Genomic DNA, 26,473 nt, shown 5'->3' on the forward strand with positions numbered 1-26,473 from the left:
CGCCGTTGCGGCGCGTCAGCATTTTGGCCATTGATCGGGTATTCGCTTCAACCCTCATGCAAGCCAAGGATTTCTTCCATCTCGCCAGCCTGCGGTATGGCAAACAACAAGGCCTGGGCCTGACCCCAGCGTTTGAAACACGCCTGGTCAGCCCCGACGGGCAATCGGTGCGCAGCTTCAGTGATGTGATCATGCCGGTGGACGGCGGCCTCGAAGACGCCGACATCATCGTGCTGCCGGCCTTCTGGGACGACTTCGACGCGCTGTGCACACGCTATCCGCAAGTGCTGCCGTGGTTGCGCGCCCAACATGCGCGTGGCGCAGTGCTCTGCGGCGAAGCCACCGGCGTGTTCTGGTTGGCCGAAGCCGGCCTGCTGGATGGCAAGGAGGCGACCACCTATTGGCGATTCTTCACGGCCTTCAGCGAACGCTTCCCCAAGGTGCAGCTCAACCAGGACAAGCACCTGACCGACGCCGACAACCTGTATTGCGCCGGCGGCACCACCTCGGCCTGCGACCTCTACATCTATTTGATCGAACGTTTCTGCGGCGCCAACATCGCCCAGGCCGTGGCCCGCGACATTCTTTACGAAGTGCAGCGCAGCTACGCGCCGGGGCGCATCGGTTTTGGCGGCCAGAAGCTGCACCAGGACGTGATCATCCTGCAGATCCAGCACTGGCTCGAAGAGCATTTTGCCGACAAGTTCCGCTTTGAAGACGTCGCGCGGGAGCACGGCATGAGCATTCGCAACTTCATGCGACGCTTCCAGACCGCCACCGGCGACAAGCCGCTGCATTACCTGCAACGGTTGCGCATCGAGACCGCCAAGGGCTTGCTTTCGGGCAGCCGCAAGAGCATCAAGACCATCAGTTATGAGGTGGGTTACGACGATGCGAGCTTCTTTGCACGGTTGTTCAGGCAGCACACGGAGTTGTCGCCGAACCAGTACCGGCAGCAATTTCAGCAAGCCGCATAGATCCGCCCCTGACGATGCAAGCGACCCTGCCATACCGCAATGGTGCAGGGTCGAACCAAAAACCCGTTGAGCCCTACCCACACCTCAAGCAAGGCCTCCATTTCCTACAGCAGTACAGGACGAAGACGAATCCCCTGCGCCCAGTGCGGCTGGCATGTTAAGCGCTAGAAGAAGTCGGCTGTTTCTGTCGGATTGAATTCAGACTCGCGAAAGGCTTTTTCTAAATTCATTTGGCTTAAACCAGAGCGGAGATTCCACCATGTCATCCATATCAAGCAGCTCGCTCAACCCGGCTGTACAGTTGAACCAGACATCCAGCGCCGATAAACCAGACGCGAATCAGGCTGAGTCGCTGCAGAACGATCAGAACGACGAAGAGAAGAACAAGAAGAAAAAGGGTGCAAAGGATCAACCGAAGGAGGCCAAACTCCAGATCGAGCCAGACGGCGCAGTTAATTTGATTACCCCAGACGGCCTCACGATCCCCGTGACACCGCCGCCGCCGCGCGACGACCAGATCACTTTTTAACCTGCGCCAACCCTATAAAAGACCCGTAATGACTGCGGGCCTTTTACAGTTCGATCACTTCACTTACGGCTTATGCCCGCGCGACAGGAACTCGTGGGATTGCATTTCCAGCAAGCGGCTCAGCGTACGCTGGAATTCGAAGTTCAAGCGACCGCCGGTGTAGAGGTCCTTGAGTTCGACTTCCGCCGAGATGATCAGCTTCACGTTACGGTCGTAGAACTCGTCGACCATGTTGATGAAACGTCGCGCGATGTCGTCGGTGGTGACGCTCATCTGCTCTACGCCGCTCAAGATCACCGCGTGGAAGATCTTGCCCAGTTCGATGTAGTCATTCTGGCTGCGCGGGCCGTCGCACAGTTGGCGGAACTCGAACCAGGCCACGTCATCGCACGTGCGCAGCGCGATGATTTCGCGGTTCTCGATCATCAGCTTGTCGTTTTCCACCGCCTTTGTGCATTCCGGCGTGAGCGCGCGGAAGCTCTTTTTCAGGCTTTCATGCGCCGCTTCGTTCAGCGGGAAGTGGAACAGCTCGGCTTGCTCAAGGTGACGCAGGCGGTAGTCGACGCCGCTGTCGACGTTGACGATCTCGGTGTTCTGCTTGATCAGCGCGATGGCGGGCAGGAAGCGTGCGCGCTGCAGGCCGTCCTTGTACAGGCCGTCGGGCACGATGTTCGAGGTGGCGACCAGGGTTACGCCGTTCTTGAACAGCTCTTCCATCAGCGTGCCCAGGATCATGGCGTCGGTGATGTCGGAAACGAAGAATTCATCGAAGCAGATCACCCGCGCTTCTTCGGAGAAGCGCTTGGCAATGATGGTCAGCGGGTTTTTCTCGCCCGGCAGGGTCTTCATTTCTTCGTGCACGCGCTTCATGAAGCGGTGGAAGTGCGTACGGACCTTTTCCTTGAACGGCAACGCTTCGAAGAAGGTGTCGACCAGGTAAGTCTTGCCCCGGCCCACGCCACCCCAGAAGTACAGGCCTTTGACCGGTGTGTGGTCTTTCTTGCCAAACAGCTTGCTGAACATCCCTGGCTTGTTGTGCGAGGCCGCGATCAGGTCGTCGTACAGGCGCTGCAAATGACGCACGGCGTTTTCCTGGGCGGCGTCATGGAAGAATTCAGGGCGTTTCAGATCAGCTTGATATCGTTCTAGGGGCGTCATAATTTCGTTAGCAAGGCAACAAAAACGGGCCGCCACTGTAACGACGGCCCCGGATAATGGCAATCAACCCTTGGTCGGGTTAATCCTCGATTGGCGTCAACGCCACCCGCAGAGCGGCGATGGCGGCGTCACGCGACGTTTCGTCGGCGAACGCGGCACTGTCAGCTACCACAGCGCCATCCAGCCATACGCTGAAGCTCAGGGCCTCGGGGCGTACATCCAGCGCGTCACCGTTTTGCAATTGCTTGGTCACCGCGCCCGCCGTTTTGCCGTCGGCAAAGTTGCGCGACAGCAGCAGTTGCTCGCCCTCGGCCGACAGCAGGCGGAAGCGGAAGCTGCCGTCGTCTTCGCGGAAGCTCACAAAGCGTGCGGCTTTGGCGGCTTTCTTCTTGGCAGCCACCGGCGCGGCGGCCTGGTTGACGAACGAGCGCAGGCCAACAGCCTCACGCAACTCGGCCAGGAACGGCGCCGCGACCGCACGGGCTTTCTTGGCGCCGATCAGCAGCAGGTCTTCCATGTCCGACGGGCGCGACATCAACTGGTGATAACGCTCGCGCGCCTCACCCAACTGGCCGTCCAGCAGTTGGAACAGACGGCTCTTCGCCTCGCCCCAACCCAGGCCTTGCAGCAATTCGGCGCGGAACTCTTCTTCCTGGGCTTTGGTGGCAAACGCCTGGAACAAGGTGAACAGGTGCGAATTGTCCGGGTCTTTGGCTTCGCCAGGCGCGCGCGAATCGGTGACGATCCGCGAGATCGCGTCCTTCATGTCCTTGGCGCTGGTGAACAACGGGATGGTGTTGTCGTAGCTTTTCGACATCTTGCGGCCATCCAGGCCCGGCAAGGTGGCGACGCTTTCTTCAATCAACGCCTCGGGCATGGTGAAGAATTCTTTACCGTTGCCGAACAGATGGTTGAAACGCTGGCCGATGTCGCGGGCCATTTCCACGTGCTGGATCTGGTCGCGGCCGACCGGCACCTTGTGCGCGTTGAACATCAGGATGTCCGCGGCCATCAGCACCGGGTAGCTGTACAAGCCCATGGTGATACCCGCGTCCGGGTCTTCGCCGGTTTCGACGTTCTTGTCCACCGAGGCCTTGTAGGCGTGGGCGCGGTTAAGCAGGCCCTTGGCGGCAACGCAGGTCAGCAGCCAGGTCAGCTCGGGGATTTCCGGGATGTCCGACTGACGGTAGAAGGTTACTCGGTTCACATCCAGGCCACCGGCCAGCCAGGTCGCGGCGATTTCCATGCGCGAGCGCTGAATGCGCTGCGGGTCATCGCACTTGATCAAGGCGTGGTAGTCGGCCAGGAAGTAGAAGGAATCGGCATTCGCGTCCTGGCTGGCAAGGATCGCCGGGCGGATCGCGCCGGCGTAGTTGCCCAGGTGCGGCGTGCCGGTGGTGGTGATGCCGGTGAGGATACGGGTACGAGTCGTCATGGGTAATCGCTTATCAGACTGCTATCAATTCGAGAGGCGCGGCAGCACCAGATCCTTGAGATCGGTCAGCTTGCCATGAAAAAAGTGTCCGCATTCTGCCACTTTCAGCAGCTCATGGGGGCGTTTCAGGGCCGCGGACCAGTCGTAGACCACTTGCGGGTCGACCACCTCGTCGGTTTCCGGCTGGATCAGGGTCAATGGGCAGCCTTGGGGCAGCACGTCGGTATCGCGCAGGCGCATCACGGCGGCAGCGACCATGAACAGGTGCGCCAGCTGTTCGCCCTTTGCTTCCAGGCGCCCGCCGAGGCTGGCGGCCACGTAACCGCCGAATGAGAACCCGAGCAGAGTGATTGGCAAGTCGGGGTGTTTTTCCCGCAGCCAGGTGGCGGCCGCTTCGGCATCGTCCACTTCACCCGTGGCCATGTCGTGAGTACCGGCGCTGGCACCGACGCCACGGTAGTTAAAACGTAAAGTAATCAAACCGGCATCGCGGGCGGTGCGTTGCAGGGTCGAAACGACTTTATTAAGCATGGTCCCGCCCTGCACCGGGTTCGGGTGGCAGATCAGCGCCAGGCCACGTGGCTCGGGGTGATCAAGGTACAGGGCTTCCAATTGGCCAACCGGGCCATCGATCAAAACGGGGGTTTCACGCATGAGCAAGGAATGAACTCCGTGACCTCTCAAAGGGTCGACTCGTCTAGCTAAAAGTCTGTGCTTGGCATGATTGCGAGCTTAATCGCGGTATACAGCGCAGGTCCGAGCCGTTAACGTAAAGCAAAGCCGTTTATAGAGGAAGGACTCGTGGAACACTCGCTCTTAGTTTGGTTGTTGCCGACTCTCGCCTTGGTTGCCGGTGTCGCCATTGGATTCCTGGTTGCCCGCCTGCTGCCGAATGCCGCGCCTAACCGCACGCAACGTCAGCTGGATGACATTCAGGAACGTTTTGACAGTTATCAGAACGAGGTTGTTACCCACTTCAACAGCACCGCGACCCTGGTCAAGAAGCTCACCCAGAGCTACCAGGAAGTACAGGATCACCTCGCCGATGGCGCCAACCGCCTGGCCCTCGACGACATCACCCGTCAGCGTCTGCTGGCTGCGCTGCATTCCGATGCGCCGCAAACTCCGCGGGAACGCTTGACCCCACCGCGGGAAAACCAGGAGCCACCACGGGACTACGCGCCAAAAACGCCAAACGCCCCAGGCATGCTGGATGAGCATTACGGCTTGAAGAAGTAAGTTATTTTCAAGCACTAAAAAGCCCGGCTGATCGATGATCAGCCGGGCTTTTTTGTGGGTGCTCACTTTCCCGGACACTGCAGATCCACTGTGGGAGCGGGCTTGCTCGCGAAAGCGGCGGGTCAGGCAATGCATCTACAACTGACAGACCGCATTCGCGAGCAAGCCCGCTCCCACATTTTGATCGAGTTCCCTCAGGAGACGGCTTGTTCCTGCAACACCCCACCCTCAATCCGCACATGCCGCCCATGGAAGCGCTTGAGGCTACTGCGATGGCCGACGCTGACGATGCTCAACCCCGGCAACTCATCGATCAACGCCTGATACAACGTCGCCTCATCCTCTTCATCCATCGCCGAGGTGGCTTCGTCCATGTACAGCCATTGCGGCGCAAACAATAACGCACGGGCAAACGCCAGGCGCTGCTGCTCACCCGGCGAGAGCAAGCGTTGCCAGTGGTTGGCTTCATCCAGACGCGCGACCAGATGCGGCAAGCGGAAGGTTTCCAGGACCTGTGCATAACGTTCTGCCGGGTAAACGCTGTCATCCTGTGGATAACTCAACACCGCCTTCAACGTACCAATCGGCAAATAAGGCTTTTGCGGCAGGAACAGGTAACGCGCCGCCGGCAAACGAATGCTGCCATGACCCGCCGGCCACAAGTGCCCCATCGCCCGCAGCAGCGTACTTTTGCCACTGCCGGAACGCCCGCTGAGCATCACACGCTGCCCCGGCTCTACGGTCATGTCGGCATCGGTGAGCAAGTGACGGCCGTCGGCCAGGTCCATGCCCAAGTCGCTCACCACCAAACGTTCGCCTTCCGGGCGCACATCAATGGCTGGCGCACGCTGCTCGTTTTCGCTCATGGCTTGATGGAAACTCAGCAGACGATCACTGGTGGCGCGCCAGCTGGCCAGGTCGGAGTAAGCGGTGATAAACCAACTGAAGTTGCCCTGTACGTTGCCGAACGCCGAGTTGATTTGCATCAGCTCGCCGAGCTCGATTTTGCCGGCGAAGTAGCGCGGTGCAGCCACGATAAACGCGAAGACGATGGCGATCTGCTCGTAACCGGCGGTGAAGAACGTCAGGCGCTTGGACACTCGCATAATGTCCCAGTAGTTGTGCCAGACCCTGCCGAACCGCGTGCTCAAACGCTGATTCTCGTTTGACTCGCCGTTATACAGGGCGATGCTCTCGGCATTCTCCCGCACCCGAATCATGGAGAAACGCAGGTCCGCTTCGAAACGTTGTTGTTGGTTGCTCAAGCCGATCAAGCGTCGGCCGATCAGGTGCGTCAGCCAACTGCCGACGGCGGCATACAGCAGCGCACACCAGAACATGTAACCGGGGATGGAGATGCCAAAGACTTCGATGCTGCCCGACACGCCCCACAGGATGATGGAGAACGACACCAGGCTGACCACGTTACGCAGCAGCCCCAGGCTGAGGCTCAACGTCGTGGAGGTGAAGTTATTGAGGTCTTCGGAAATGCGCTGGTCCGGGTTGTCGGTGTAGCCGCCCTGTTCCAGCTGGTAGTAGTTCTTGTGGCTGAGCCAGCGCGCAAAATACTTTTCGGTGAGCCAGGCGCGCCAGCGGATGGTCAGCATTTGCGTCAGGTACAAGCGGTAGACCGCCCCCACAATGGCCACGGCGGCAAGTACGCAGAAATAGCCGATCAGTTGCCAGAAAGCCGCCGTGTCCTTCTTCTCAAGGGCGTTGTAGAAGTCCTTGTACCAATGGTTGATCCAAACGGAAAAGGCCACGCTGAACAGCGACAAACCAATCACCGCGGCCAGCAACAACCAGGCCTTGCCCTTCTCTTCACTGCGCCAATAGGGCGCGATCAGCGCCCAGGTGCGACGGAAGAATTGCCCACGCACCGCGTCGTTGACCGCGGAATACTCAGCGTTCTGATTCATCGTTCAGGCTCTGTAAGAAAATGTGACAGGCGTTTGAACCGATCATAGACGATCGGTTCAGGGCTCCGTGCGGCCTGAAGCGGATTGTTCAGACTTTGTTCAGCGCCGTACCGGGCGCTTCTGCAGCTTGCGCTGCAAGGTACGCCGGTGCATGCCCAGGGCGCGGGCGGTGGCGGAGATGTTGCCTTCGTGTTCGGTCAGCACGCGCTGGATGTGTTCCCACTGCAGGCGGTCCACCGACATCGGGTTTTCCGGCACCAGCGTATCCAGGTCAGCGTGCTCGGACAGCAAGGCGGCCAGCACGTCGTCGGCGTCCGCCGGTTTGCACAGGTAGTTGCAGGCGCCGCGCTTGATCGCCTCGACGGCGGTGGCGATGCTGGAGTAACCGGTGAGGATCACCACGCGCATTTCCGGGTCAAGCTCGAGCAGCTTGGGCAGCAGCACCAGGCCGGAGTCGCCGTCCATTTTCAGGTCGAGCGCGGCGTAGTCCGGCAGATCGGCCTGGGCGATGGTCAGGCCTTCTTCGGCCGAGCCTGCGGTGCTGACGCGGAAACCACGGCGGCTCATGGCGCGGGCCATCACGCGGGTAAAGGTGGCGTCGTCATCTACCAGCAACAGGTGCGGCAGTTCTTCGCCTTCGACTTGGATCTCGTCACTCATCGATATCTCCTCGTGCGACACGGGGCAGGCGCAGCTCGGTGAGCGTGCCGCCTTCCTCATGACTATAGAGCTTCACTGAGCCGCCCGCGCGGGTCACGCTGGCCTTGCTCAAAAACAGGCCGAGGCCGAAGCCTTTGCCCTTGGTGGTAAAGAAGGGTTTGCCGATTTGCTCGGCAATCGCCAGCGGCACGCCCGCGCCGTGGTCACGAATGCTGATGGTCACGTTTTCCGCGTCCCAGTCCAACTGCACGCCCAGGCCTTCGGGGCAGGCGTCGGCGGCGTTGTTCAGCAGGTTGAGCAGGGCTTGGGTCAGGTCCGGCGGCGGCGCCATGCGCGGCACCGTGCCCTGGCCCAGCAGGTTGAAGCGATAGCTGGCCTCGGGGCGCATCAGGTGCCAGCGGTTCAGGGCTTCATCGAGCCACTGGGTCACGTCCTGCATCTCGACGGCCAGGCGGCGATTGGCTTCGGCGGCACGCACCAGTTGCTGCAAGGTCTGCTTGCATTGCTTGACCTGTTCCTGCAACACACTCAAGTCATCTTGCAGGGCCGGGTCGTGATGGTCCTGGACCATTTCATTAAGCAGCACGCTCATGGTCGCCAGCGGCGTGCCCAATTCATGGGCGGCGCCGGCAGCCTGGGTGGCGACGGCGAGCAATTGCTGGTCACGCAGGCCTTCTTCGCGGCGAATGGCGCGCAGTTCTTCCTGGCGGCGCAGCTCTTCGGCCATGCGTGCAGCAAAGAAGGTGATCACGGCGGCAGACAGGGCGAAACTCAGCCACATCCCGTAGATCTGCAGATTTTCCCGAGCGATGGGGAATGTCTGCAACGGGTAGAACTGTGCCAACAGCAAGGTGTACAGGGTCAGCGCGATACCCGACAGCACCACCGAATAGCGCCACGGCAACGTCACGGCTGCGATGGTCAGTGGCACCAGGTAATACGAAACGAATGGGTTGGTGGAACCACCGGAGAAATACAGCAACACGCTGTGGATAAACAGGTCGCAGGCCAGTTGCAGGGCGTATTCCAGCTCGGTCACCGGCCACGTGGTGCGCAGCCGAATGGCCGTGAACACACACAAGACGATGGAGAAGCAGAGGGTCACGGCCAGTTGCAGCCACGGCAACGGCAGCAGGTCGAACCAATACGCGAGCCCGACGGAGCCGGCCTGTGCGGCCAGTACCAGGGTGCGGATAAACGTCAGGCGCCAGAGGTTCTGGCGGGTGGCGGAAGTCAGTTTTACGGCGGCGAGCATGAGCTCTCCCGGTGAGCGCTGCAGGCGGATCGGCAGGAGTATAAACGAAGCCGACCTGCTGGCACGGCGCGTGTGGCTCTTTGCCGCAGGCCTGGCAAATAACCGTTCGTCGGCGTCGCCACAACTTGTAGCGAATGTGTAAACCCGAAGAACCCGATAGCACCGTCTACAGTCATACCGAACACGAACATTCCAAGGAGCTTCCATGTCTCGTTTCACTCGCAGTGCCGCCGTTCTGACCCTCAGCGCCAGCGCCCTGGCCAGCCTTCCGGCGATGGCTGCCGATGAGCTGCACTACAACCAGATTTCCCTGCGTGCCGAAGTCAGCCAGGAAGTGGCTCGCGACAAGATGATCGTCACCCTCTACACCGAGTCGCAGAACACCGACCCGGCCAAGCTCGCCGCCGAAATCACCAACACGATGAACAAGGCCCTGGGCGAGGCGCGCGAAGTCAAAGGCGTGACCCTGCGCCAGGGCAGCCGTAACAGCTACCCGATCTACGACAACAAGAACCAGAAGATCACCGGCTGGCGTGAGCGCGCCGAGCTGCGCCTGGAAAGCGCCGACTTCCCGGCCCTGTCCAAGCTCACTGGCGACCTGCTGAACACGCTGAAAATGGAAAACATGGACTTCGCCATCGCCGACAGCACGCGCAAGTCCAGCGAAGACGCGTTGCTCAAAGACGCCGTCACCGCATTCAAGGCCCGCGCCCAACTGGCCACCGATGCGCTCGGTGGCAAGGGTTACAAGATCGTCAACCTGAACTTCAACACCAATGGCTACCCGATGCCTTACGCGCGCGGTGCCGGCATGATGATGAAAGCGGCCATGGCGGATTCCGCACCGACGCCTGAAGTCGAAGCCGGCACCAGCCAGGTCAACATGAGTGCTGACGGGGTCATTGAAGTACTGCAATAAGCCCTTCAAGAGCGAAAAAACGGCGCAACCTGTAGGTTTGCGCCGTTTTTTTTTGTAGATGCCGTCACATACACATGTATTACTTCGTGACATATCACTACGGAATCAAACACTCGGTTCTCACAACTCACTGTTACCACCGCCACCAGGGAGGGACACGCAGGCAACAATCACTTCCTGAGAACCGAAATCATGACCTTAGCGCTTAATCCAAGACTCTCTGTGCAGGTGCCACAAGAGACCGGCCTTCCTGCCGATTCTGCCTCCCCACCCCAACTATCAAAGACACAAGCGCCTGAACCGCCAGCCGGCGAAATGGTCCGGCCCGAAGAAACAGAGTTGCTCAAGTCTTACTTGGGAGCGGTACAAAGCATCGTACTGGGCCGGCCCCCCAAACTGGTAACCGTTCCCCCTGAGAGCACATTAGGCCAGTGGCTTGCACTGTATAGAGCCCAACTGGAGCATCCGGTTGTTCAAGGCTGGATGCGTGAACAGAAAATCGACCCCGACAGCCTGCTCTCGATCAACCCCTCTACAGGTACATTACGGGCCACGGTGAGAGGCGAAGAGAAAACCTTCAGTCTCACGGACACCACGGGATGGGGGCAGATTTCAGGGCCACTGTTGGCGGCAGCCAAAGTCATCGCACCGGGAGACAGTGGCGTACTGCAAGTGAGCTTGCGTGATGGCTACGTACAAGTCAGCGCACAGGTAGTGGCAAACTTCGCGGGCGTACCACTGCCTGCCACCCTCGCCGAGGGGCGGGCGCAAATCAGGCAGATGGAACATAAAGTTGCCTTCGACCCCATCTCCCCCGATGACCGCTTACGGCCTGTCGGCAGTCGTTCCGCCGATGCCTTGCAAGTGCATAAAGAGAATGCTGCCACGTATTACAGTGCCGCCCCCCAAACATTGGCTTACAAACACTTGGCCGTTGAGGTTGCCACCAACCTGCCTAACACGCGGGCAGAAGCCAAAAAGTGGGCCGAAGCGCTGATTTTCAAACTGACCGGCAAAGTCGTCGACGCTGACACCATTTATTTTAACCGCTTCCATAGCTATAACACCCCGCCAACCGGTGACCCGAGACCGATTACCGGCTGGGAGCACCCCGGTGAAGAGCCCTACTCTTCGTTACGCCTGCCGGATGCCCTGCTGAAAAACTTCTCCGAACACGATGGGATACCGGGCACCCTGGATGCACAAGCCGGTTTGTACACCGTCGGCGCAGGTGAAAGCACAAAGGGCGGGTACGGCGCCCATAACGAATTCCCTCTCGAGCCGTCCAAGCTCATGCACGCCAGCTGGAAGACTGACTTTCAAGCCCAGATGACCCAGAAGATCGACAATTTCTGGAACACTCATGCGGGTAACTACGAGACCGCCATCAAAGGCGAGTTCGTCTACCAGGCTCGCAAGCAATTAAAAGCGAATGAAGCCCGATCACCGGCTGAGCGCGCGCTGCAACCACCCGAGGAGCGCTTCACCCGCGAAGACTACAAACGGGTTATGGGGGCAGTGTCCAACCTCCCGCTCGACGAAAATGCGCCGCTCACCGTCGAACAACTCAAAACCCGGACGCAGATGAAAGGCAACGTTCAAGTGAACGCCCTCAACATCCATGGCTATACCTCCAGCGACATCATGCGTTTCAGTGCTGGCGACGGTGGCTGGCAAGCTCTTTACATTCCTGGAGCCGTGCCCGCCTTTCTCAGGTTTGACTCTCTTGAGAAACTCGATCAATGGGTTATTGACCAAACCAAAGATCCAAAAAAACGGGACGCATTACTGGCACGTTTTCCGTTGCTGTATCACCAGGACCAAACCGCCAACTTTCTTTCACGCCTGGAAAAAGTAATTATCCCGGTGTTGTGGTTCACCCACGTTGGGGAAAAGAAGGAAGGCCTGAACACCCTTTTCGACAAAATGGCCGCCGGTAAATTGAAAGACCCGGTGGTCAATGACAAACACTCGAAAATTGAAGGGGACGTGTTTCAAGAAATAACAGCGGCCAGTAAAGAGCGGATGAACAGTGATGCCGACGTTGTTATCAAGTCCAACTCCGAGGTGAATCGGGATACCTGGCTGAACGACGTCACCACCGCCGCCGGGTTGCTGGCCAAGCTTGCACCAATCGCTGCGCCGGTTGCCGCCGCTGCGATAATTGCTGGAGTGACCGAGGTGGCGCTAGGTGTGGAAAAATCAGCCTCCGGCGACACTGAAGCGGAACGCAATGACGGTGCTTCCAAGGCTTTTGACGGCTTGCTGAATACGCTATTCTCGGTCGGGGCCAGTGCGATCCCTGAAGACCCTTTTGCACGCCCTCCAGAAACAGAATTACCCGCCACGGAGTTGCCTGCGCCGCCCAAACCCACTGAAATAGAGAAAGCAAAACCTGACCCTTCCTCCGGTAAACCTTCCGTACTCAACGAACCTGTACCACTGCCCCAGCCTAAATCCCAGTCACTCATCCCCTTGGCGCAACATGCCGTGCCCAACGGTGAGACATTGATAAAAAATGCCACCCGTGACGCACTGGGGGTGTATCGAATGACCGACGCCACGGGGGCGTTCCGCCAATTCGTGCGCCTTACCGATGAAACCGGGACAAGCAGGGTCTTTGAGATATCCGGCCGCTACCGGACTGGCGATACCTTTGCCAAAATCATTAACCGCGAGGGTGCAGGGCTGGTGGTCGTCACACCCGGTCGCGAGGGCGAATGGGCGCGCGCACCGGGAGATGGCGGCGTTCGACTTTGGCCATGGCAACGCCCCGAATCGCCAACCCCAAGTATCGAACCCAAAATCCCGTTAATGTCGGATCAGTTTCTAGAAATAGACGGGACAAAAATGAAGGGTTCCACGACGTTGGATAAATACCTCAACAGTGAGGAGCACTCATATACCTACGGTGTCGCCATTAACGATAAAGGTGAGAGCACACCGCAAATTTCCTGGACAGTTGACGAGAACCCAAAAAACGCCACAGCACACCCGACGGCTGAAAAATCAACGTTCGGTACGAGTGAATACAGTGAGCAATTTACTAAAGATATTAACCGCAGCAGGTTCACAATAAACACGCCGGAAGGCATCACGCTGGAAATCGACATCCCCAAACAGGTGAAACTGCTTGAGCAGCAAAAAGGCGCCAAGTTGTCAACCGCCGAACTCAATAGCGTCATACAACAAAATATTGAAAAATTTGAGACGGCTATACCGAATCCCGCGTTAAGAGCCCGAATTTCTGAAGTAGCCAATCAATGGTTGCTCGGCGCTGCTCCCGATGAATTTCAGACATCTCGATTTAAGGGCACTATATTTGGTAGCGGTCGAGACCCTCACTACATTATCGATTATGACCCGGCAAAAGAGACAACGACCGTCACAGGAAAATCTGACTTTATACTTACCCGATTAGACGAAAGTAATGGCGAACTTGAAACACTGACTGACATACATACCAAAGCGTCAAGGTCCATAACTATTACAGCCAGCAATGAAATTGACGGCAACGCTTATGTCATAAACCCATCAGCGCCTATCCGTATAGAGATCACGCCTAACCTGGACTGATCACTACGGCCCCTCTATCTGCCCCTCTTGAACGGCGGTAACCTCGGTGACCGCCGTTTTCGTTTGGGCACCTTTTATGCCTGCTACTTCAGGAGACTCCATGGAAAGAATCGCGTTTAAACCAATGCTGCTCGCCGCAAGCCTCCTGGCCTTAATGCCGGCTGCCCACGCCGCCAGCACCCTGGTCTACTGCTCCGAAGCCAGCCCAGCCGGTTTCGACCCCAGCCAGTACACCAGCGGCACCGATTTCGATGCCTCCGCCGAAACCGTGTTCAATCGCCTGACCCAGTTCAAGCGTGGCGGCACCGAAGTCGAACCCGGCCTGGCGACGAGCTGGGATGTATCCAATGACGGCCTGACCTACACTTTCCATCTGCGCGATGGCGTCAAGTTTCACACCACCGACTACTTCACCCCTACCCGCGACTTCAACGCGGATGACGTGCTGTTCACCTTCAACCGCCTGCTGGATGCCGACAGTCCGTTCCGCAAGGCTTACCCGTCCGAGTCGCCGTACTTCACCGACATGGGCTTGAACACCACGATCAAAAACGTCGAAAAACTCGACGAGCACACCGTGCGTTTCAACCTGAACAACGTCGATGCCTCGTTCGTGCAGAACCTGGCGATGAGCTTCGCCTCGGTGCAATCGGCCGAATACGCCGCCCAACTTTTAAAAGAAGGCAAGGCCGAGGAGATCAACCAGAAACCCGTGGGCACCGGGCCGTTTGTGTTCAAGCGTTACCAGAAAGACTCGCAGATTCGCTACGCGGCCAATAAGCAGTATTGGAAACCGGAGGATGTGAAGCTCGACAACCTGGTGTTCGCCATCACCCCGGACGCCGCCTCGCGCTTGCAGAAACTCAAGGCCGGCGAATGCCAGGTCAGCGGTTACCCGCGCCCGGCCGATATCGAGGTGATGAAACAGGACCCGAACCTGCGCGTGTTGCAACAAGCGGGCTTCAACCTGGGCTTTCTCGCCTACAACGTGACCCACCCGCCGCTGGATCAACTCAAGGTGCGTCAGGCACTGGACATGGCCATCGACAAACCGGCAATTATCAAAGCCGTGTACCAAAGCGCCGGGCAATTGGCGCAGAACGCCCTGCCTCCGGCGCAGTGGTCTTATGACCCCACGATCAAGGACGCGCCGTACGACCCGGCCAAGGCTCGGGCGCTACTAAAAGAAGCAGGGGTTGCACCAGGTACCACCATCAACTTGTGGGCGATGACCGTGCAGCGCGCTTCCAACCCTAACGCGCGGATGTCGGGGCAAATGATCCAACAGGATTGGGAAAAAATCGGTATCAAAGCCAACATCGTCAGCTATGAGTGGGGCGAGTACATCAAGCGCGCCAAAAATGGCGAGCACGACGCGATGATTTATGGCTGGACCGGCGACAATGGCGACCCGGATAACTGGCTCGGTGTGCTCTACAGTTGTGCCGCGGTCAAAGGCAGCAACTACGCCAAATGGTGTAACCCGGCCTACGACAAACTCGTGCAGCAGGCGAAGGTCAGCAGCGACCGTGAGCAGCGCATCAAGTGGTATCAACAGGCGCAGAAAATACTTAAGGAACAAGTACCTATAACGCCTATTGCAAACTCGACGGTTTTCCAGCCACTGCGAAAGGAAGTAAAGGACTTCAAGATCAGCCCTTTTGGTCTGACGCCGTTTTATGGTGTCAGTCTAGATAAGTAACAGCTACGCCCCAACCGAGTGCGCTAGACCGCTCGGTTGGGCGTTTTTGGTGCGCTCAATGCACCGAAAAAAACCTCTATATATATGCATTTATGTACAAACTTTCATAAATGCGACATTCCTGTACGTTCGTACCACAGTTTTCCCTTCGTAGCCGTTCAGCATCTTGCAATGGGTATGGCCCCTGCATAAGTATCCGCAGGCCGACTCACGAGGTCGCCCTCACCACCAAAAATGACAACAAATCATGAGGCCAACATGCTTAAACACGCAGTCATTCCGCTTTTAGTTAGTGCTGGCCTTATGGCCGCAGCCCCTTTCGCCCAAGCGGCGACTAACCTGGTGTTCTGCTCCGAAGGGAGCCCGGCCGGTTTTGACCCAGGCCAGTACACCACCGGAACAGACTTCGATGCTTCGGCCGAAACCATGTTCAACCGTCTGACCCAGTTCGAACGCGGCGGCACCGCTGTGATTCCTGGGCTGGCCACCAGCTGGGACGTGTCCCCGGATGGCCTGACGTACACCTTCCACTTGCGTGACGGCGTCAAGTTCCACACCACCTCGTACTTCAAGCCGACCCGTACCTTCAATGCCGATGACGTGCTGTTCACGTTCAACCGCATGATCAACAAGGACGATCCGTTCCGCAAAGCCTACCCCACCGAGTTCCCGTACTTCACGGACATGGGGATGGACACCAACATCAAGAACATCGAGAAAGTCGATGACCACACCGTCAAGTTCACCCTTGGCACCGTGGACGCAGCGTTCATCCAGAACCTGGCGATGAGCTTCGCCTCGATCCAGTCGGCTGAATACGCCGCCCAACTGTTGAAAGAAGGCAAGGCACAGGACATCAACCAGAAGCCAATCGGCACTGGCCCGTTCGTGTTCAAGAGCTACCAGAAAGACTCCAACATCCGTTACACCGGCAACAAGGATTACTGGAAGCCTGAGGACGTGAAGATCGACAACCTGATCTTCGCCATCACCACCGACCCGTCGGTGCGTATCCAGAAGCTGAAGAAAAACGAATGCCAGGTCACCCTGTTCCCACGTCCGGCCGACCTCAAGGCGCTGGGTGAAGACAAGGACCTGAAACTGCCGCACCAGGCCGGTTTCAACCTGGGCTACATCGCCTACAACGTCATGCCGGTACTCAAAGGCCAGACCGCGCCTAACCCGCTGTCGGACCTGCGGGTGCGTGAAGCCCTGGACATGTCGGTGAACAAGCAGCAGATCATCGACTCCGTGTACCAAGGCGCCGGTCAACTGGCCGTCAACGCCATGCCGCCGACCCAATGGTCCTACGACACCACCATCAAGGATGCCCCGCACGACGTGACCAAAGCCAAGGCTTTGCTCAAGGAAGCAGGCGTCAAGGAAGGCACCGAAATCACCCTGTGGGCGATGCCGGTTCAACGTCCGTACAACCCGAACGCCAAGCTGATGGCTGAGATGCTGCAGAACGACTGGAAACAGATCGGCCTGAAGGTCAACATCGTCAGCTACGAGTGGGGCGAGTACATCAAGCGCTCCAAAGGCGGCGAGAACCAGGCCATGATCATTGGCTGGAGCGGCGACAATGGTGACCCGGACAACTGGCTGAACGTACTGTTCGGCTGCGACTCGCTGGCCGGTAACAACTTCTCCAAATGGTGCGACAAAAAATTCGATGGCATCGTGAAAGAAGCCAAGGCCACATCGGATGTCGCCAAACGCACCGAGCTGTACAAGCAGGCGCAACATATCCTCAAAGATGCAGTCCCGATGACACCTATCGCGCACTCGACGGTGTATCAACCCATGCGCAACACCGTGCAGGACTTCAAGATCAGCCCGTTTGGCTTGAACTCCTTCTACGGCGTGAGCGTAAGCGGCAAGTAAGGATTGATAACGGCGACGTTTCACAACGTCGCCGTTATTGCATCCGCCCAGACCGTAGGAAACAGACCACGACCGTACTCATTGCGTCTTACAGCAATGAGCCGCGACGTACAGCTCCGTTACCTACAAGGTCAATCCGTTTTGGCGCATTTACTGCGAGGTCCGCGACCCATAACGTCGTAGGACAGCAGAGGCTCCAATCTCGGAAAGGCACTTGCTGCGTGTGGGATCAGTGATGTCTCCCAGGCAAAAGCCTGGGTGATTGCTCGCTGATGACAATTACAAACAAGGATCGGGATCGTCATGCGCCATACCACCGTTCTATCCGCAATTTTTGGCACCAGCCTGCTGGCTGTGGCCACGATGGGCCAAGCCGCCGACAAGAAGAGCCTGGTGTTCTGCTCTGAAGGCAGCCCGGCAGGGTTTGACACCGCGCAATACACCACCGCCACCGACAACGATGCGGCCGAGCCGCTGTACAACCGACTGGTTGAGTTCGAAAAGGGCGCGACCAATGTGGTGCCTGGGCTTGCAACCAAGTGGGATATTTCCGAAGACGGCCTGACCTACACCTTTCACCTGCGTGAAGGGGTGAAATTCCACAGCAACAAGGAGTTCAAGCCGACGCGCGACTTCAACGCCGACGACGTGCTGTTCACCTTCAACCGCATGCTTGACCCCGACCATCCGTTTCGCAAGGCCTACCCCACCGAGTTTCCGTACTTCAACGGGATGAGCCTGAACAAGAACATTGCCAAGGTCGAAAAAACCGACCCGCACACCGTGGTGATCACCCTGAACACGGTCGACGCCGCGTTCGTGCAAAACATCGCCATGAGCTTTGCCTCGATTCTGTCGGCCGAATACGCCGAGCAATTGCTTAAAGAAGGCAAACCCAGCGACATCAACCAGAAGCCCATCGGCACTGGCCCGTTTGTGTTCCAGCGCTACCAGAAAGACTCGCAGATCCGTTATGTGGGCAACAAACAGTACTGGGACCCGAGCCGGGTCAAGCTGGACCAACTGATCTTCGCCATCAACACCGACGCCTCGGTGCGGGTGCAAAAACTCAAAGCCGGCGAGTGCCAGGTAACCCTGCACCCACGCCCGGCCGACGTCGACGCCCTCAAGGCCGACCCCAACCTGCAACTGCTGACCAAGCCAGGCTTCAACCTCGGCTACATCGCCTACAACGTGCGCCACAAGCCCTTCGACCAGCTCGAAGTGCGCCAGGCGCTGGACATGGCGGTGAACAAGCAAAGCATCCTCAATGCCGTCTACCAGGGCGCCGGCCAGCTGGCAGTCAACGCCATGCCGCCGACCCAGTGGTCCTACGACGACACCATCAAGGACGCCGCCTACAACCCGGAAAAAGCCAAAGAGTTGCTCAAGGCGGCAGGCGTGAAGGAAGGCACCGAGATCACCCTGTGGGCGATGCCGGTGCAACGTCCGTATAACCCCAACGCCAAGCTGATGGCCGAGATGCTGCAAAGTGACTGGGCCAAGATCGGCCTCAAGGTCAAGATCGTCAGCTACGAGTGGGGCGAATACATCAAGCGCACCAAGAACGGTGAGCACGACATCAGCCTGATCGGCTGGACCGGCGACAACGGTGACCCGGACAACTGGCTGGGCACTCTTTATAGCTGCGACGCCATCGGCGGGAACAACTACTCCATGTGGTGTGACCCGGCGTACGACAAGCTGATCAAGCAAGCCAAGGTCGTCACCGACCGCGAACAAAGGACTGTTCTGTACAAACAGGCGCAGCAACTGCTTAAAGCACAGGTGCCGATCACGCCAGTCGCCCACTCGACGGTCAACCAGCCGTTAAGCGCCAAAGTCGAAGGTTTCAAAGTGAGCCCCTTCGGCCGCAACGTGTTCTCGGGCGTCAGTATCACCCCATAAAATTATAACCGGATTGCAGGGAGCCAAATCGGCTTCCTGGCAAACGTGCAGCCTTTTGTTGGGAAATTTCCTACGGCAAACGTTTGCAAAGGCTTGAACGAGTTACACACCCAATAGCCGGTTCACCTAAAAAGACCGGCATTAAAAAGAGAACCAAAGGAGCTCCACCCATGAAACTGAGCAGCAAAGCGCTTCTGGCCTTGGCCATCAGCAGCATCACGGCAACCGCCTTCGCTGAAACCCAAAGCCAGGACTTCGTTCCAACCACCTTGGCCGGCACCAGCGCCCAAAGCGAGGCCAAAGGCTTTATCGATGGATTCAGCCTGGGCGGTACGACCCGTAACTGGTACTCCACCGAGAAGAAATTCCGTGGCCAGCGTTTCTCTTACGAAAAACACGGCGTGAAAGAAACTGACGCCAACCGTACCAACTGGGTGCAGGGCACTATCCTCAACGCGACCTCGGGTTTCACCCAAGGCACCGTTGGCGTGAGCACTGAAGTGGCCGTCTACAACGCTTTGGTTCTGGACCGCAGCAAGCGCGATATCAAGGGCGGTTCTAACCGCACACTGGCCGACTCCAACGGCGATGCTGTTGATCAGTGGAGCAAACTGGGCCTGGCCAACGTTAAGTTCCGTGTGTCGAACACCACCTTGACCGCCGGTCGCCAGAACTTCAGCAGCGGCATCGTCGACACCATCGGCAACCGTGCCCTGCCGTCGAGCTTTGAGGGTGTGAGCTTCAACAGCGAAGAACTCAGCAACCTGTCGTTCCAGGGCGGTATCTTCGACCGTGTTTCGCCACGGACCGAACAGAGCCTGTCGAAATTCCGCTCCGAATACGGTAATGGCCAGACCACCGACAAGGTCAAAACCCTGGGCTTCAACTACCAGCCGTTCAAGAGCCTGAAAACCAGCGTATTCGCCGCAAACGTCGAAGACTTCTGGAACCAGTACTACGTCGGCGCGACCCACGAGTTGGGTGATGCTCAGACCCTGGCACTGACCACCGGCCTGAACTACTACAAAACCACCGACACCGGCAGCAAGAAGATGGGCAAAATCGACAACGATACTTACTCGTTGTCTCTGGGCCTGACTCACCAAGCCCACAGCCTGACCTTCTCCTACCAGGCCATCAACGGTGACGAGTACTTCGACTACCTGCACGAAACCAACGGCATCTACCTGGCCAACTCCCTGACGTCCGACTTTAACGGACCGAACGAGAAGTCCTTCCAGATCGCCTACGGCCTCAACATGGCCGAATACGGCGTGCCAGGCCTGAAGTTCAACGTGTACTCGGCTCGCGGCTGGGGCATCGACGGTACTCACTACACCGGCACCGCCTACGGCGAAGCTAACGTGGCACGCAGTGACCTGCGCCTGATGGACGGCGAGACCCACCAGGAATACGGCATCGGCACGTCGTACGCCCTGCAAAGCGGTCCACTCAAGGCCACCACTATTCGTGGTACTTACGTGACTCACCGCGCCAGCGCCAACCAGGCTGACGGCAACATCCGTGAGTTCCGCCTGGTGACCACCATCCCGTTCAACATTCTTTAATTAGCGCCAGGTAGACGGCGGGCTCATCACGAGCCCGCCGTCTACGCTTGTCTGGTTCAATCGATTGCAGAGGGCTCTGAATGAAAATGCTCCCGCTACAAGCCGCCATTGCCGCTGCGCTGTTGAGCGTCGCGATCGGCGTTTCGGCCAAACCGCTGGTGGTCTGCACCGAAGCCAGCCCGGAGGGTTTCGACCCGGTCCTGTACACCACGGCCGTCACCGCTGACGCCGCCGCCGAGACCCTGTTCAACCGCCTGGTGGACTTCAAGCCCGGCACCACCGAAGTCGTGCCTGCACTGGCCAAAGACCTGCCACAAATCAGCGCCGATGGGTTGACCTACACGTTCCACCTGCGTGACGACATCAAGTTCCACACCACCGACTACTTCAAACCCACGCGCAACATGAATGCCGACGACGTGCTTTGGAGCTTCCAGCGCCAGCTGGACCCGAATCACCCTTGGCACAAAAAGTCCAACGTGGGCTACCCGTACTTTGAAAGCATGGGTTTCAAGGAACTGCTCAAAAGCGTCACGAAGACCGACGACCACACCGTTGTCTTCACGCTGACCCGTCCTGAAGCCCCATTCCTGGCCGACCTGGCCATGGCGTTTTCCTCGATCCACTCCGCCGAATACGCCGACCAGTTGCTCAAGTCCGGCAAGACCGATGACCTGAACGCCAAGCCAATCGGTACCGGGCCGTTCATCTTCACCCGCTACGCCAAAGACGCCCAAGTGCGCTTCAAGGCCAACCCGGAGTACTTCCGTGGCAAGCCGCCAGCTGACCCGCTGATCCTGGCGATTACCGTCGACAACAACGTGCGCCTGCAAAAGCTCAAGGCCAACGAGTGCCAGATCGCGCTGTATCCGAAACCGGATGACGTGCCGAGCATGAAGGCCGACCCGAACCTGAAAGTCACGGAACTGGCGGCGATGACCACCGCTTACACCGCGCTGAACACCACGCACAAGTACATGAGCGATGCACGCGTGCGTCACGCGATCAACATCGCGTTCGACAAAAAAGGCTACAACGAGTCCCTGTACGGCAAAGGCAACGCCATCGATGCCACCGGCCCGTATCCGCCAACACTGCTGGGCTTCAGCGACAAACTGAAAAACCCGGCGCGTGACCTGGATAAAGCCCGCGCCCTGCTCAAGGAAGCCGGTGTACCGGAAGGCACCGAGTTCACCCTGTTCACCCGTAACGGCGGCGGCCCGACCAACCCGAACCCGATGCTCGGCGCCCAGCGCATGCAGGCGGATCTGGCGCAGATTGGCCTGAAGGTCAATATCAAAGTTATGGAATGGGGCGAGATGCTCAAGCGTGCTAAAAACGGCGAGCACGACATGGTTTCCGCCGGCTGGGCAGGCGATAACGGCGACCCGGATAACTTCCTCACGCCAAACCTGAGTTGCGATGCAGCCAAAAACGGCGAAAACTACGCCCGCTGGTGTAACAAAGAGTTTCAAGACTTGATCGACAAGGCGCGCGCGCTCGCTGAACCCGCCCAGCGCGCTGCACTCTATGAACAAGCCATGGACGTTTTCGACAAAGACCAACCATGGATTCCCATGGCTTACCCGAAATTGTTCACCGCCATGCGCAAAAACGTCGAGGGTTTTACCCAAAGCCCTCTGACCACCAATAACTTCGCCACCACCCAGGTGAAGTAATAAGAGAAGACGCTCGGCACCGTCGCCATTGACGGTGCCGAACCTGCCTAACCGGCTGATTGAGGTACACAACAAGATGTTTAGTTTTATTGCCCGCCGATTGGGGTTATTGATCCCCACGTTTTTCGGCATCACGTTGCTGACGTTTGCGTTGATTCGCATGATCCCCGGCGACCCCGTCGAAGTCATGATGGGCGAACGACGAGTCGACCCCGAGATGCACGCACAGGCAATGGAACGCCTCGGCCTTAACAAGCCGCTGTACGCGCAATACTTTGACTATGTAGGCAAGCTCGCCCACGGCGACCTCGGCGAATCCCTGCGCACGCGCACCAGCGTGTGGACCGAATTCACCGCCCTCTTCCCCGCGACCCTGGAACTGTCCATGGCCGCCCTGCTGTTCGCCGGTATCCTGGGCCTGTTGGCCGGGGTGATCGCGGCCTTGAAACGAGGATCCCTGTTCGACCATGGGGTGATGGGCATCTCCCTCGCGGGATATTCGATGCCGATCTTCTGGTGGGGCCTGATCCTGATCATGTTCTTCTCCGTAAGCCTGGGCTGGACCCCGGTTTCCGGGCGTATCGACCTGCTCTACGACATCGAGCCGCGCACCGGCTTCATGCTGATCGACACCCTGCTGGCTGACGAGCCGGACGCCTTCTTCGACGCCCTGCACCACCTGATCCTGCCGGCCATCGTGCTCGGCACCATCCCGCTGGCCGTTATTGCGCGGATGACCCGTTCGTCGATGCTCGAAGTGCTGCGCGAAGACTACATCCGTACCGCCAAGGCCAAAGGCCTGTCGCCGGCGCGCGTGGTCTTCGTACACGGCCTGCGTAACGCGCTGATTCCGGTACTCACCGTGGTCGGCCTGCAAGTCGGCACCCTGCTGGCCGGTGCGGTGCTGACCGAAACCATCTTCTCGTGGCCCGGCATCGGCAAATGGCTGATCGAAGCCATTGGCGCGCGGGACTACCCGGTGGTGCAAAACGGCATCCTGCTGATCGCCTGCCTGGTGATCCTGGTGAACTTCGTGGTGGATATCCTCTACGGCTTCGCCAACCCACGCATCCGTCACCAGCGCTGAGATCATGACCATGAGCACACCTACTCAAGCGGTAGCAGTCGATCAAAGCCTGCTGTATCCGTCCCCGTACAAAGAATTCTGGCAAGCCTTCTCCAAGAACAAAGGCGCGGTTGCCGGCCTGCTGTTCATGTTGCTGATCGTGTTCTGCGCGATCTTCGCCCCGTGGGTTGCACCGCATAACCCCAGCGAGCAATACCGTGACTTCCTGCTCACCCCGCCAGCCTGGCTGGAAGGTGGGCAGATGCAATTCCTGCTCGGCACCGACGAACTCGGCCGTGACCTGCTCTCGCGCCTGATCCAGGGCTCGCGCCTGTCCTTGCTGATCGGTTTGTCGTCGGTGGTGATGTCGCTGATTCCGGGCATCCTGCTCGGCTTGTTCGCCGGGTTCTTCCCGCGCGTGCTTGGCCCAACCATCATGCGTTTGATGGACATCATGCTGGCCCTGCCGTCGCTGCTGCTGGCTGTCGCCATTGTCGCGATCCTCGGCCCTGGCCTGATCAACACCGTAATCGCCATCGCCATCGTGTCCTTGCCGTCCTACGTGCGTTTGACCCGCGCGGCGGTGATGGGCGAACTGAACCGCGACTACGTGACCGCCGCCCGCCTTGCCGGCGCCGGCCTGCCGCGTCTGATGTTCATCACCGTGCTGCCTAACTGCATGGCGCCGCTGATCGTACAGGCCACCTTGAGCTTCTCGTCGGCGATTCTCGATGCCGCGGCCCTGGGCTTCCTGGGCCTTGGCGTACAACCGCCAACCCCTGAGTGGGGCACCATGCTGGCTTCGGCCCGTGACTACATCGAACGCGCCTGGTGGGTGGTGAGCTTGCCTGGTTTGACCATTTTGCTCAGCGTGCTGGCAATCAACTTGATGGGTGACGGCCTGCGCGACGCGCTGGACCCGAAACTCAAGAACGCCGCCTGAGGAGATTCCCATGTCACTGTTAGAAATCAAGAATCTCAACGTCCGCTTCGGCGACAAGACCGCCGTGCCGGTGGTCGATGGCCTCGACATTTCCGTCGACAAAGGCGAAGTATTGGCCATCGTTGGCGAGTCGGGCTCGGGTAAATCCGTGACCATGATGGCGCTGATGGGCCTTATCGAGCATCCCGGCATTGTCACCGCCGACGCGCTGAACTTCGACGGCAAGGACATGCTCAAGCTGAGCAACCGTCAGCGCCGCCAAATCGTCGGCAAAGACCTGGCGATGGTGTTCCAGGACCCGATGACCGCGTTGAACCCCAGCTACACCGTGGGCTTCCAGATTGAAGAAGTGCTGCGCCTGCACCTGAAAATGTCCGGCAAGCAAGCGCGTAAACGTGCGATCGAACTGCTCGAAAAGGTTGAAATCCCAGGCGCTGCCAGCCGTATGGACGCCTACCCGCACCAACTGTCCGGCGGTATGAGCCAGCGTGTTGCAATCGCCATGGCGATTGCCGGCGAACCGAAACTGCTGATCGCCGACGAGCCGACCACGGCCTTGGACGTGACCATCCAGGCGCAGATCATGGAACTGCTGCTGGCCCTGCAGAAAGAGCAGAACATGGGCCTGGTGCTGATCACCCACGACCTGGCCGTGGTAGCCGAAACCGCCCAGCGCGTGTGCGTGATGTACGCCGGCCAAGCCGTGGAAGTCGGCCAGGTGCCGCAGTTGTTCGACATCCCGGCGCACCCGTACAGCGAAGCGCTGCTCAAGGCGATCCCCGAGCACAGCCTGGGCGCCACGCGCCTGGCCACGTTGCCGGGCATCGTGCCCGGTCGCTACGACCGCCCGCAGGGTTGCCTGCTGTCGCCGCGCTGCCCGTATGTGCAGGAATCCTGCCGTGCCCAGCGCCCCGGCCTTGACCCGAAAACCAACAGCCTCGCGCGCTGCTTCTACCCCTTGAACCAGGAGGTGGCGTAATGGCCGTCGTTCTTACCGCCCGCGACCTCACCCGTCACTACGAAGTGTCCCGTGGCCTGTTCAAGGGCCATGCGCTGGTACGCGCGCTTAATGGTGTGTCGTTTGAACTGGAAGCCGGCAAAACCCTCGCCGTGGTTGGCGAATCGGGTTGCGGCAAATCCACCCTGGCCCGCGCGCTGACGCTGATTGAAGAACCGTCTTCGGGCTCCTTGAAAATCGCCGGTCAGGAAGTCGCTGGCGCCGACAAGGCCCAGCGCAAGCAATTGCGCAAAGACGTGCAGATGGTGTTCCAGAGCCCGTATGCCTCGCTGAACCCGCGCCAGAAGGTCGGTGATCAACTCGGCGAGCCGCTGCTGATCAACACCAACCTGTCCGCCGCCGAACGCCGCGAGAAAGTGCAGGCAATGATGAAGCAAGTGGGCCTGCGCCCTGAGCATTATCAGCGCTACCCGCACATGTTTTCCGGTGGCCAACGCCAGCGTATTGCACTGGCCCGCGCGATGATGCTGCAACCCAAAGTGCTGGTGGCGGATGAGCCTACTTCTGCACTCGACGTGTCGATCCAGGCTCAGGTGCTCAACCTGTTCATGGACCTGCAGCAGGAATTCAACACGGCCTACGTGTTCATCTCCCACAACCTGGCGGTGGTGCAACACGTCGCCGATGACGTGATGGTGATGTACCTCGGTCGCCCGGTGGAAGTCGGCCCCAAGGACGACATCTACGCCCGCCCTCTGCACCCGTACACCCAGGCGCTGCTGTCGGCCACCCCGACCATTCACCCGGACCCGAACAAGCCGAAGATCAAGATCGTCGGCGAGCTGCCCAACCCGCTGAACCCGCCGCCTGGCTGCGCTTTCCACAAGCGCTGCCCCTACGCGACCGCGCGGTGCAGCAGCGAAGAGCCGCAGTTGCGTGCGTTGGATAACCGTCAGGTGGCTTGCCACTACGCGGAGCAGTTTGTGGCTTGAGCCAGCAATAAAAATGCCCCGGTTGTTCACTCCGGGGCATTACATGCGTTCTACAGCCCTTCCCATCAGGTTGCGCATCAGCCTGGCGGGAGGGGCTTTCTTT

20 protein-coding genes are annotated in these 26,473 nt (G+C 58.8%); 14 read left to right on the forward strand and 6 right to left on the reverse strand.

Translation table 11 applies throughout. From position 1 onward, the window contains the following. The first annotated feature begins 56 nt into the window (after positions 1–56). Both HX783_RS07955 and HX783_RS07960 read left to right on the forward strand, forming a co-directional pair. A complete protein-coding gene (locus tag HX783_RS07955) occupies positions 57–977 on the forward strand; it encodes a GlxA family transcriptional regulator (RefSeq protein WP_174245663.1) in 921 nt (306 codons plus the stop codon). Positions 978–1,236: 259 nt separating this feature from the next. Beyond that, positions 1,237–1,506, forward strand: a complete 270-nt coding sequence (locus HX783_RS07960; protein WP_177016518.1) for a hypothetical protein — start codon at positions 1,237–1,239, stop codon at positions 1,504–1,506. Positions 1,507–1,569: 63 nt separating this feature from the next. Here the strand turns inward: HX783_RS07960 and zapE are convergent, their stop codons facing one another. The 3 genes from zapE to HX783_RS07975 all read right to left on the reverse strand — a co-directional run bounded on the left by zapE (position 1,570) and on the right by HX783_RS07975 (position 4,753). After that, positions 1,570–2,664, reverse strand: coding sequence for a cell division protein ZapE (gene zapE / locus HX783_RS07965; protein WP_177016519.1), 1,095 nt, complete (start codon positions 2,662–2,664; stop codon positions 1,570–1,572). Between the two features lie 79 nt (positions 2,665–2,743). Beyond that, on the reverse strand, positions 2,744–4,099 hold the full coding sequence (locus HX783_RS07970; protein ID WP_177016520.1) for a tryptophan--tRNA ligase: 1,356 nt from the start codon (positions 4,097–4,099) through the stop codon (positions 2,744–2,746). A gap of 24 nt (positions 4,100–4,123) precedes the next feature. Continuing rightward, a complete protein-coding gene (locus tag HX783_RS07975) occupies positions 4,124–4,753 on the reverse strand; it encodes an alpha/beta hydrolase (RefSeq protein ID WP_177016521.1) in 630 nt (209 codons plus the stop codon). A 147-nt stretch (positions 4,754–4,900) separates the two neighbouring features. Here HX783_RS07975 and HX783_RS07980 point away from each other — a divergent pair, with 147 nt between their 5' ends. Beyond that, entirely contained in the window at positions 4,901–5,338 is a 438-nt protein-coding gene (locus HX783_RS07980; RefSeq protein ID WP_003171734.1) for a YhcB family protein, read from the forward strand. Between the two features lie 194 nt (positions 5,339–5,532). Here HX783_RS07980 and HX783_RS07985 read toward each other — a convergent pair whose 3' ends face one another. The 3 genes from HX783_RS07985 to HX783_RS07995 form a co-directional block, all read right to left on the reverse strand. Then, a complete protein-coding gene (locus HX783_RS07985; RefSeq protein WP_177016522.1) occupies positions 5,533–7,257 on the reverse strand; it encodes an ABC transporter ATP-binding protein/permease in 1,725 nt (574 codons plus the stop codon). A gap of 99 nt (positions 7,258–7,356) precedes the next feature. Beyond that, positions 7,357–7,917 (reverse strand): response regulator transcription factor, encoded by a 561-nt coding sequence (locus HX783_RS07990; RefSeq protein ID WP_003171731.1) that lies wholly within the window; start codon positions 7,915–7,917, stop codon positions 7,357–7,359. Beyond that, complete coding sequence (locus tag HX783_RS07995; protein WP_159954223.1) at positions 7,910–9,172, reverse strand: ATP-binding protein; 1,263 nt, start codon at positions 9,170–9,172, stop codon at positions 7,910–7,912. The genes HX783_RS07990 and HX783_RS07995 overlap by 8 nt, the downstream gene beginning before the upstream one ends. 205 nt (positions 9,173–9,377) lie before the next feature. Between HX783_RS07995 and HX783_RS08000 the strand changes: the two genes are divergently transcribed. The 11 genes from HX783_RS08000 to HX783_RS08050 all read left to right on the forward strand — a co-directional run bounded on the left by HX783_RS08000 (position 9,378) and on the right by HX783_RS08050 (position 26,370). Then, positions 9,378–10,091 carry an SIMPL domain-containing protein gene (locus HX783_RS08000; RefSeq protein WP_159954222.1) on the forward strand — a complete coding sequence of 238 codons (714 nt, stop codon included), beginning with the start codon at positions 9,378–9,380 and terminating at the stop codon, positions 10,089–10,091. A 192-nt stretch (positions 10,092–10,283) separates the two neighbouring features. Beyond that, on the forward strand, positions 10,284–13,667 hold the full coding sequence (locus HX783_RS08005) for a dermonecrotic toxin domain-containing protein (protein ID WP_177016523.1): 3,384 nt from the start codon (positions 10,284–10,286) through the stop codon (positions 13,665–13,667). Positions 13,668–13,767: 100 nt separating this feature from the next. Further along, complete coding sequence (locus HX783_RS08010; RefSeq protein ID WP_177016524.1) at positions 13,768–15,369, forward strand: ABC transporter substrate-binding protein; 1,602 nt, start codon at positions 13,768–13,770, stop codon at positions 15,367–15,369. Between the two features lie 258 nt (positions 15,370–15,627). Then, positions 15,628–17,256 (forward strand): ABC transporter substrate-binding protein, encoded by a 1,629-nt coding sequence (locus tag HX783_RS08015; RefSeq protein WP_159954219.1) that lies wholly within the window; start codon positions 15,628–15,630, stop codon positions 17,254–17,256. Between the two features lie 363 nt (positions 17,257–17,619). Next, entirely contained in the window at positions 17,620–19,164 is a 1,545-nt protein-coding gene (locus tag HX783_RS08020; RefSeq protein WP_371317665.1) for an ABC transporter substrate-binding protein, read from the forward strand. A gap of 170 nt (positions 19,165–19,334) precedes the next feature. After that, positions 19,335–20,732, forward strand: coding sequence for an OprD family outer membrane porin (locus tag HX783_RS08025; RefSeq protein ID WP_177016526.1), 1,398 nt, complete (start codon positions 19,335–19,337; stop codon positions 20,730–20,732). 80 nt (positions 20,733–20,812) lie between these two features. Next, positions 20,813–22,411 (forward strand): ABC transporter substrate-binding protein, encoded by a 1,599-nt coding sequence (locus HX783_RS08030; protein WP_177016527.1) that lies wholly within the window; start codon positions 20,813–20,815, stop codon positions 22,409–22,411. Between the two features lie 76 nt (positions 22,412–22,487). Next, complete coding sequence (locus HX783_RS08035; protein ID WP_078740765.1) at positions 22,488–23,498, forward strand: ABC transporter permease subunit; 1,011 nt, start codon at positions 22,488–22,490, stop codon at positions 23,496–23,498. Positions 23,499–23,508: 10 nt separating this feature from the next. Further along, positions 23,509–24,420, forward strand: a complete 912-nt coding sequence (locus tag HX783_RS08040) for an ABC transporter permease subunit (RefSeq protein ID WP_159954214.1) — start codon at positions 23,509–23,511, stop codon at positions 24,418–24,420. A gap of 10 nt (positions 24,421–24,430) precedes the next feature. Beyond that, positions 24,431–25,399: an ABC transporter ATP-binding protein gene (locus HX783_RS08045; RefSeq protein ID WP_017739469.1), complete on the forward strand. Its 969-nt coding sequence runs from the start codon at positions 24,431–24,433 to the stop codon at positions 25,397–25,399. Further along, entirely contained in the window at positions 25,399–26,370 is a 972-nt protein-coding gene (locus HX783_RS08050) for a peptide ABC transporter ATP-binding protein (protein ID WP_064450678.1), read from the forward strand. Before HX783_RS08045 ends, HX783_RS08050 begins: the two co-directional genes overlap by 1 nt. The last annotated feature ends 103 nt before the right edge of the window (positions 26,371–26,473 follow it).

Source organism: Pseudomonas sp. D2002, from assembly GCF_013385735.1.
Lineage (GTDB): Bacteria > Pseudomonadota > Gammaproteobacteria > Pseudomonadales > Pseudomonadaceae > Aquipseudomonas.

Bases quoted from the DNA above. Each gene is read 5' to 3' on its own strand.
- HX783_RS07955 (WP_174245663.1), top strand. From the start codon at position 57: ATGCAAGCCAAGGATTTCTTCCATCTCGCCAGCCTGCGGTATGGCAAA.
- HX783_RS07960 (WP_177016518.1), top strand. From the start codon at position 1,237: ATGTCATCCATATCAAGCAGCTCGCTCAACCCGGCTGTACAGTTGAAC.
- zapE (WP_177016519.1), bottom strand. From the start codon at position 2,664: ATGACGCCCCTAGAACGATATCAAGCTGATCTGAAACGCCCTGAATTC.
- HX783_RS07970 (WP_177016520.1), bottom strand. From the start codon at position 4,099: ATGACGACTCGTACCCGTATCCTCACCGGCATCACCACCACCGGCACG.
- HX783_RS07975 (WP_177016521.1), bottom strand. From the start codon at position 4,753: ATGCGTGAAACCCCCGTTTTGATCGATGGCCCGGTTGGCCAATTGGAA.
- HX783_RS07985 (WP_177016522.1), bottom strand. From the start codon at position 7,257: ATGAATCAGAACGCTGAGTATTCCGCGGTCAACGACGCGGTGCGTGGG.
- HX783_RS07990 (WP_003171731.1), bottom strand. From the start codon at position 7,917: ATGAGTGACGAGATCCAAGTCGAAGGCGAAGAACTGCCGCACCTGTTG.
- HX783_RS07995 (WP_159954223.1), bottom strand. From the start codon at position 9,172: ATGCTCGCCGCCGTAAAACTGACTTCCGCCACCCGCCAGAACCTCTGG.
- HX783_RS08000 (WP_159954222.1), top strand. From the start codon at position 9,378: ATGTCTCGTTTCACTCGCAGTGCCGCCGTTCTGACCCTCAGCGCCAGC.
- HX783_RS08005 (WP_177016523.1), top strand. From the start codon at position 10,284: ATGACCTTAGCGCTTAATCCAAGACTCTCTGTGCAGGTGCCACAAGAG.
- HX783_RS08010 (WP_177016524.1), top strand. From the start codon at position 13,768: ATGGAAAGAATCGCGTTTAAACCAATGCTGCTCGCCGCAAGCCTCCTG.
- HX783_RS08015 (WP_159954219.1), top strand. From the start codon at position 15,628: ATGCTTAAACACGCAGTCATTCCGCTTTTAGTTAGTGCTGGCCTTATG.
- HX783_RS08020 (WP_371317665.1), top strand. From the start codon at position 17,620: ATGGGCCAAGCCGCCGACAAGAAGAGCCTGGTGTTCTGCTCTGAAGGC.
- HX783_RS08025 (WP_177016526.1), top strand. From the start codon at position 19,335: ATGAAACTGAGCAGCAAAGCGCTTCTGGCCTTGGCCATCAGCAGCATC.
- HX783_RS08030 (WP_177016527.1), top strand. From the start codon at position 20,813: ATGAAAATGCTCCCGCTACAAGCCGCCATTGCCGCTGCGCTGTTGAGC.
- HX783_RS08035 (WP_078740765.1), top strand. From the start codon at position 22,488: ATGTTTAGTTTTATTGCCCGCCGATTGGGGTTATTGATCCCCACGTTT.
- HX783_RS08040 (WP_159954214.1), top strand. From the start codon at position 23,509: ATGAGCACACCTACTCAAGCGGTAGCAGTCGATCAAAGCCTGCTGTAT.
- HX783_RS08045 (WP_017739469.1), top strand. From the start codon at position 24,431: ATGTCACTGTTAGAAATCAAGAATCTCAACGTCCGCTTCGGCGACAAG.
- HX783_RS08050 (WP_064450678.1), top strand. From the start codon at position 25,399: ATGGCCGTCGTTCTTACCGCCCGCGACCTCACCCGTCACTACGAAGTG.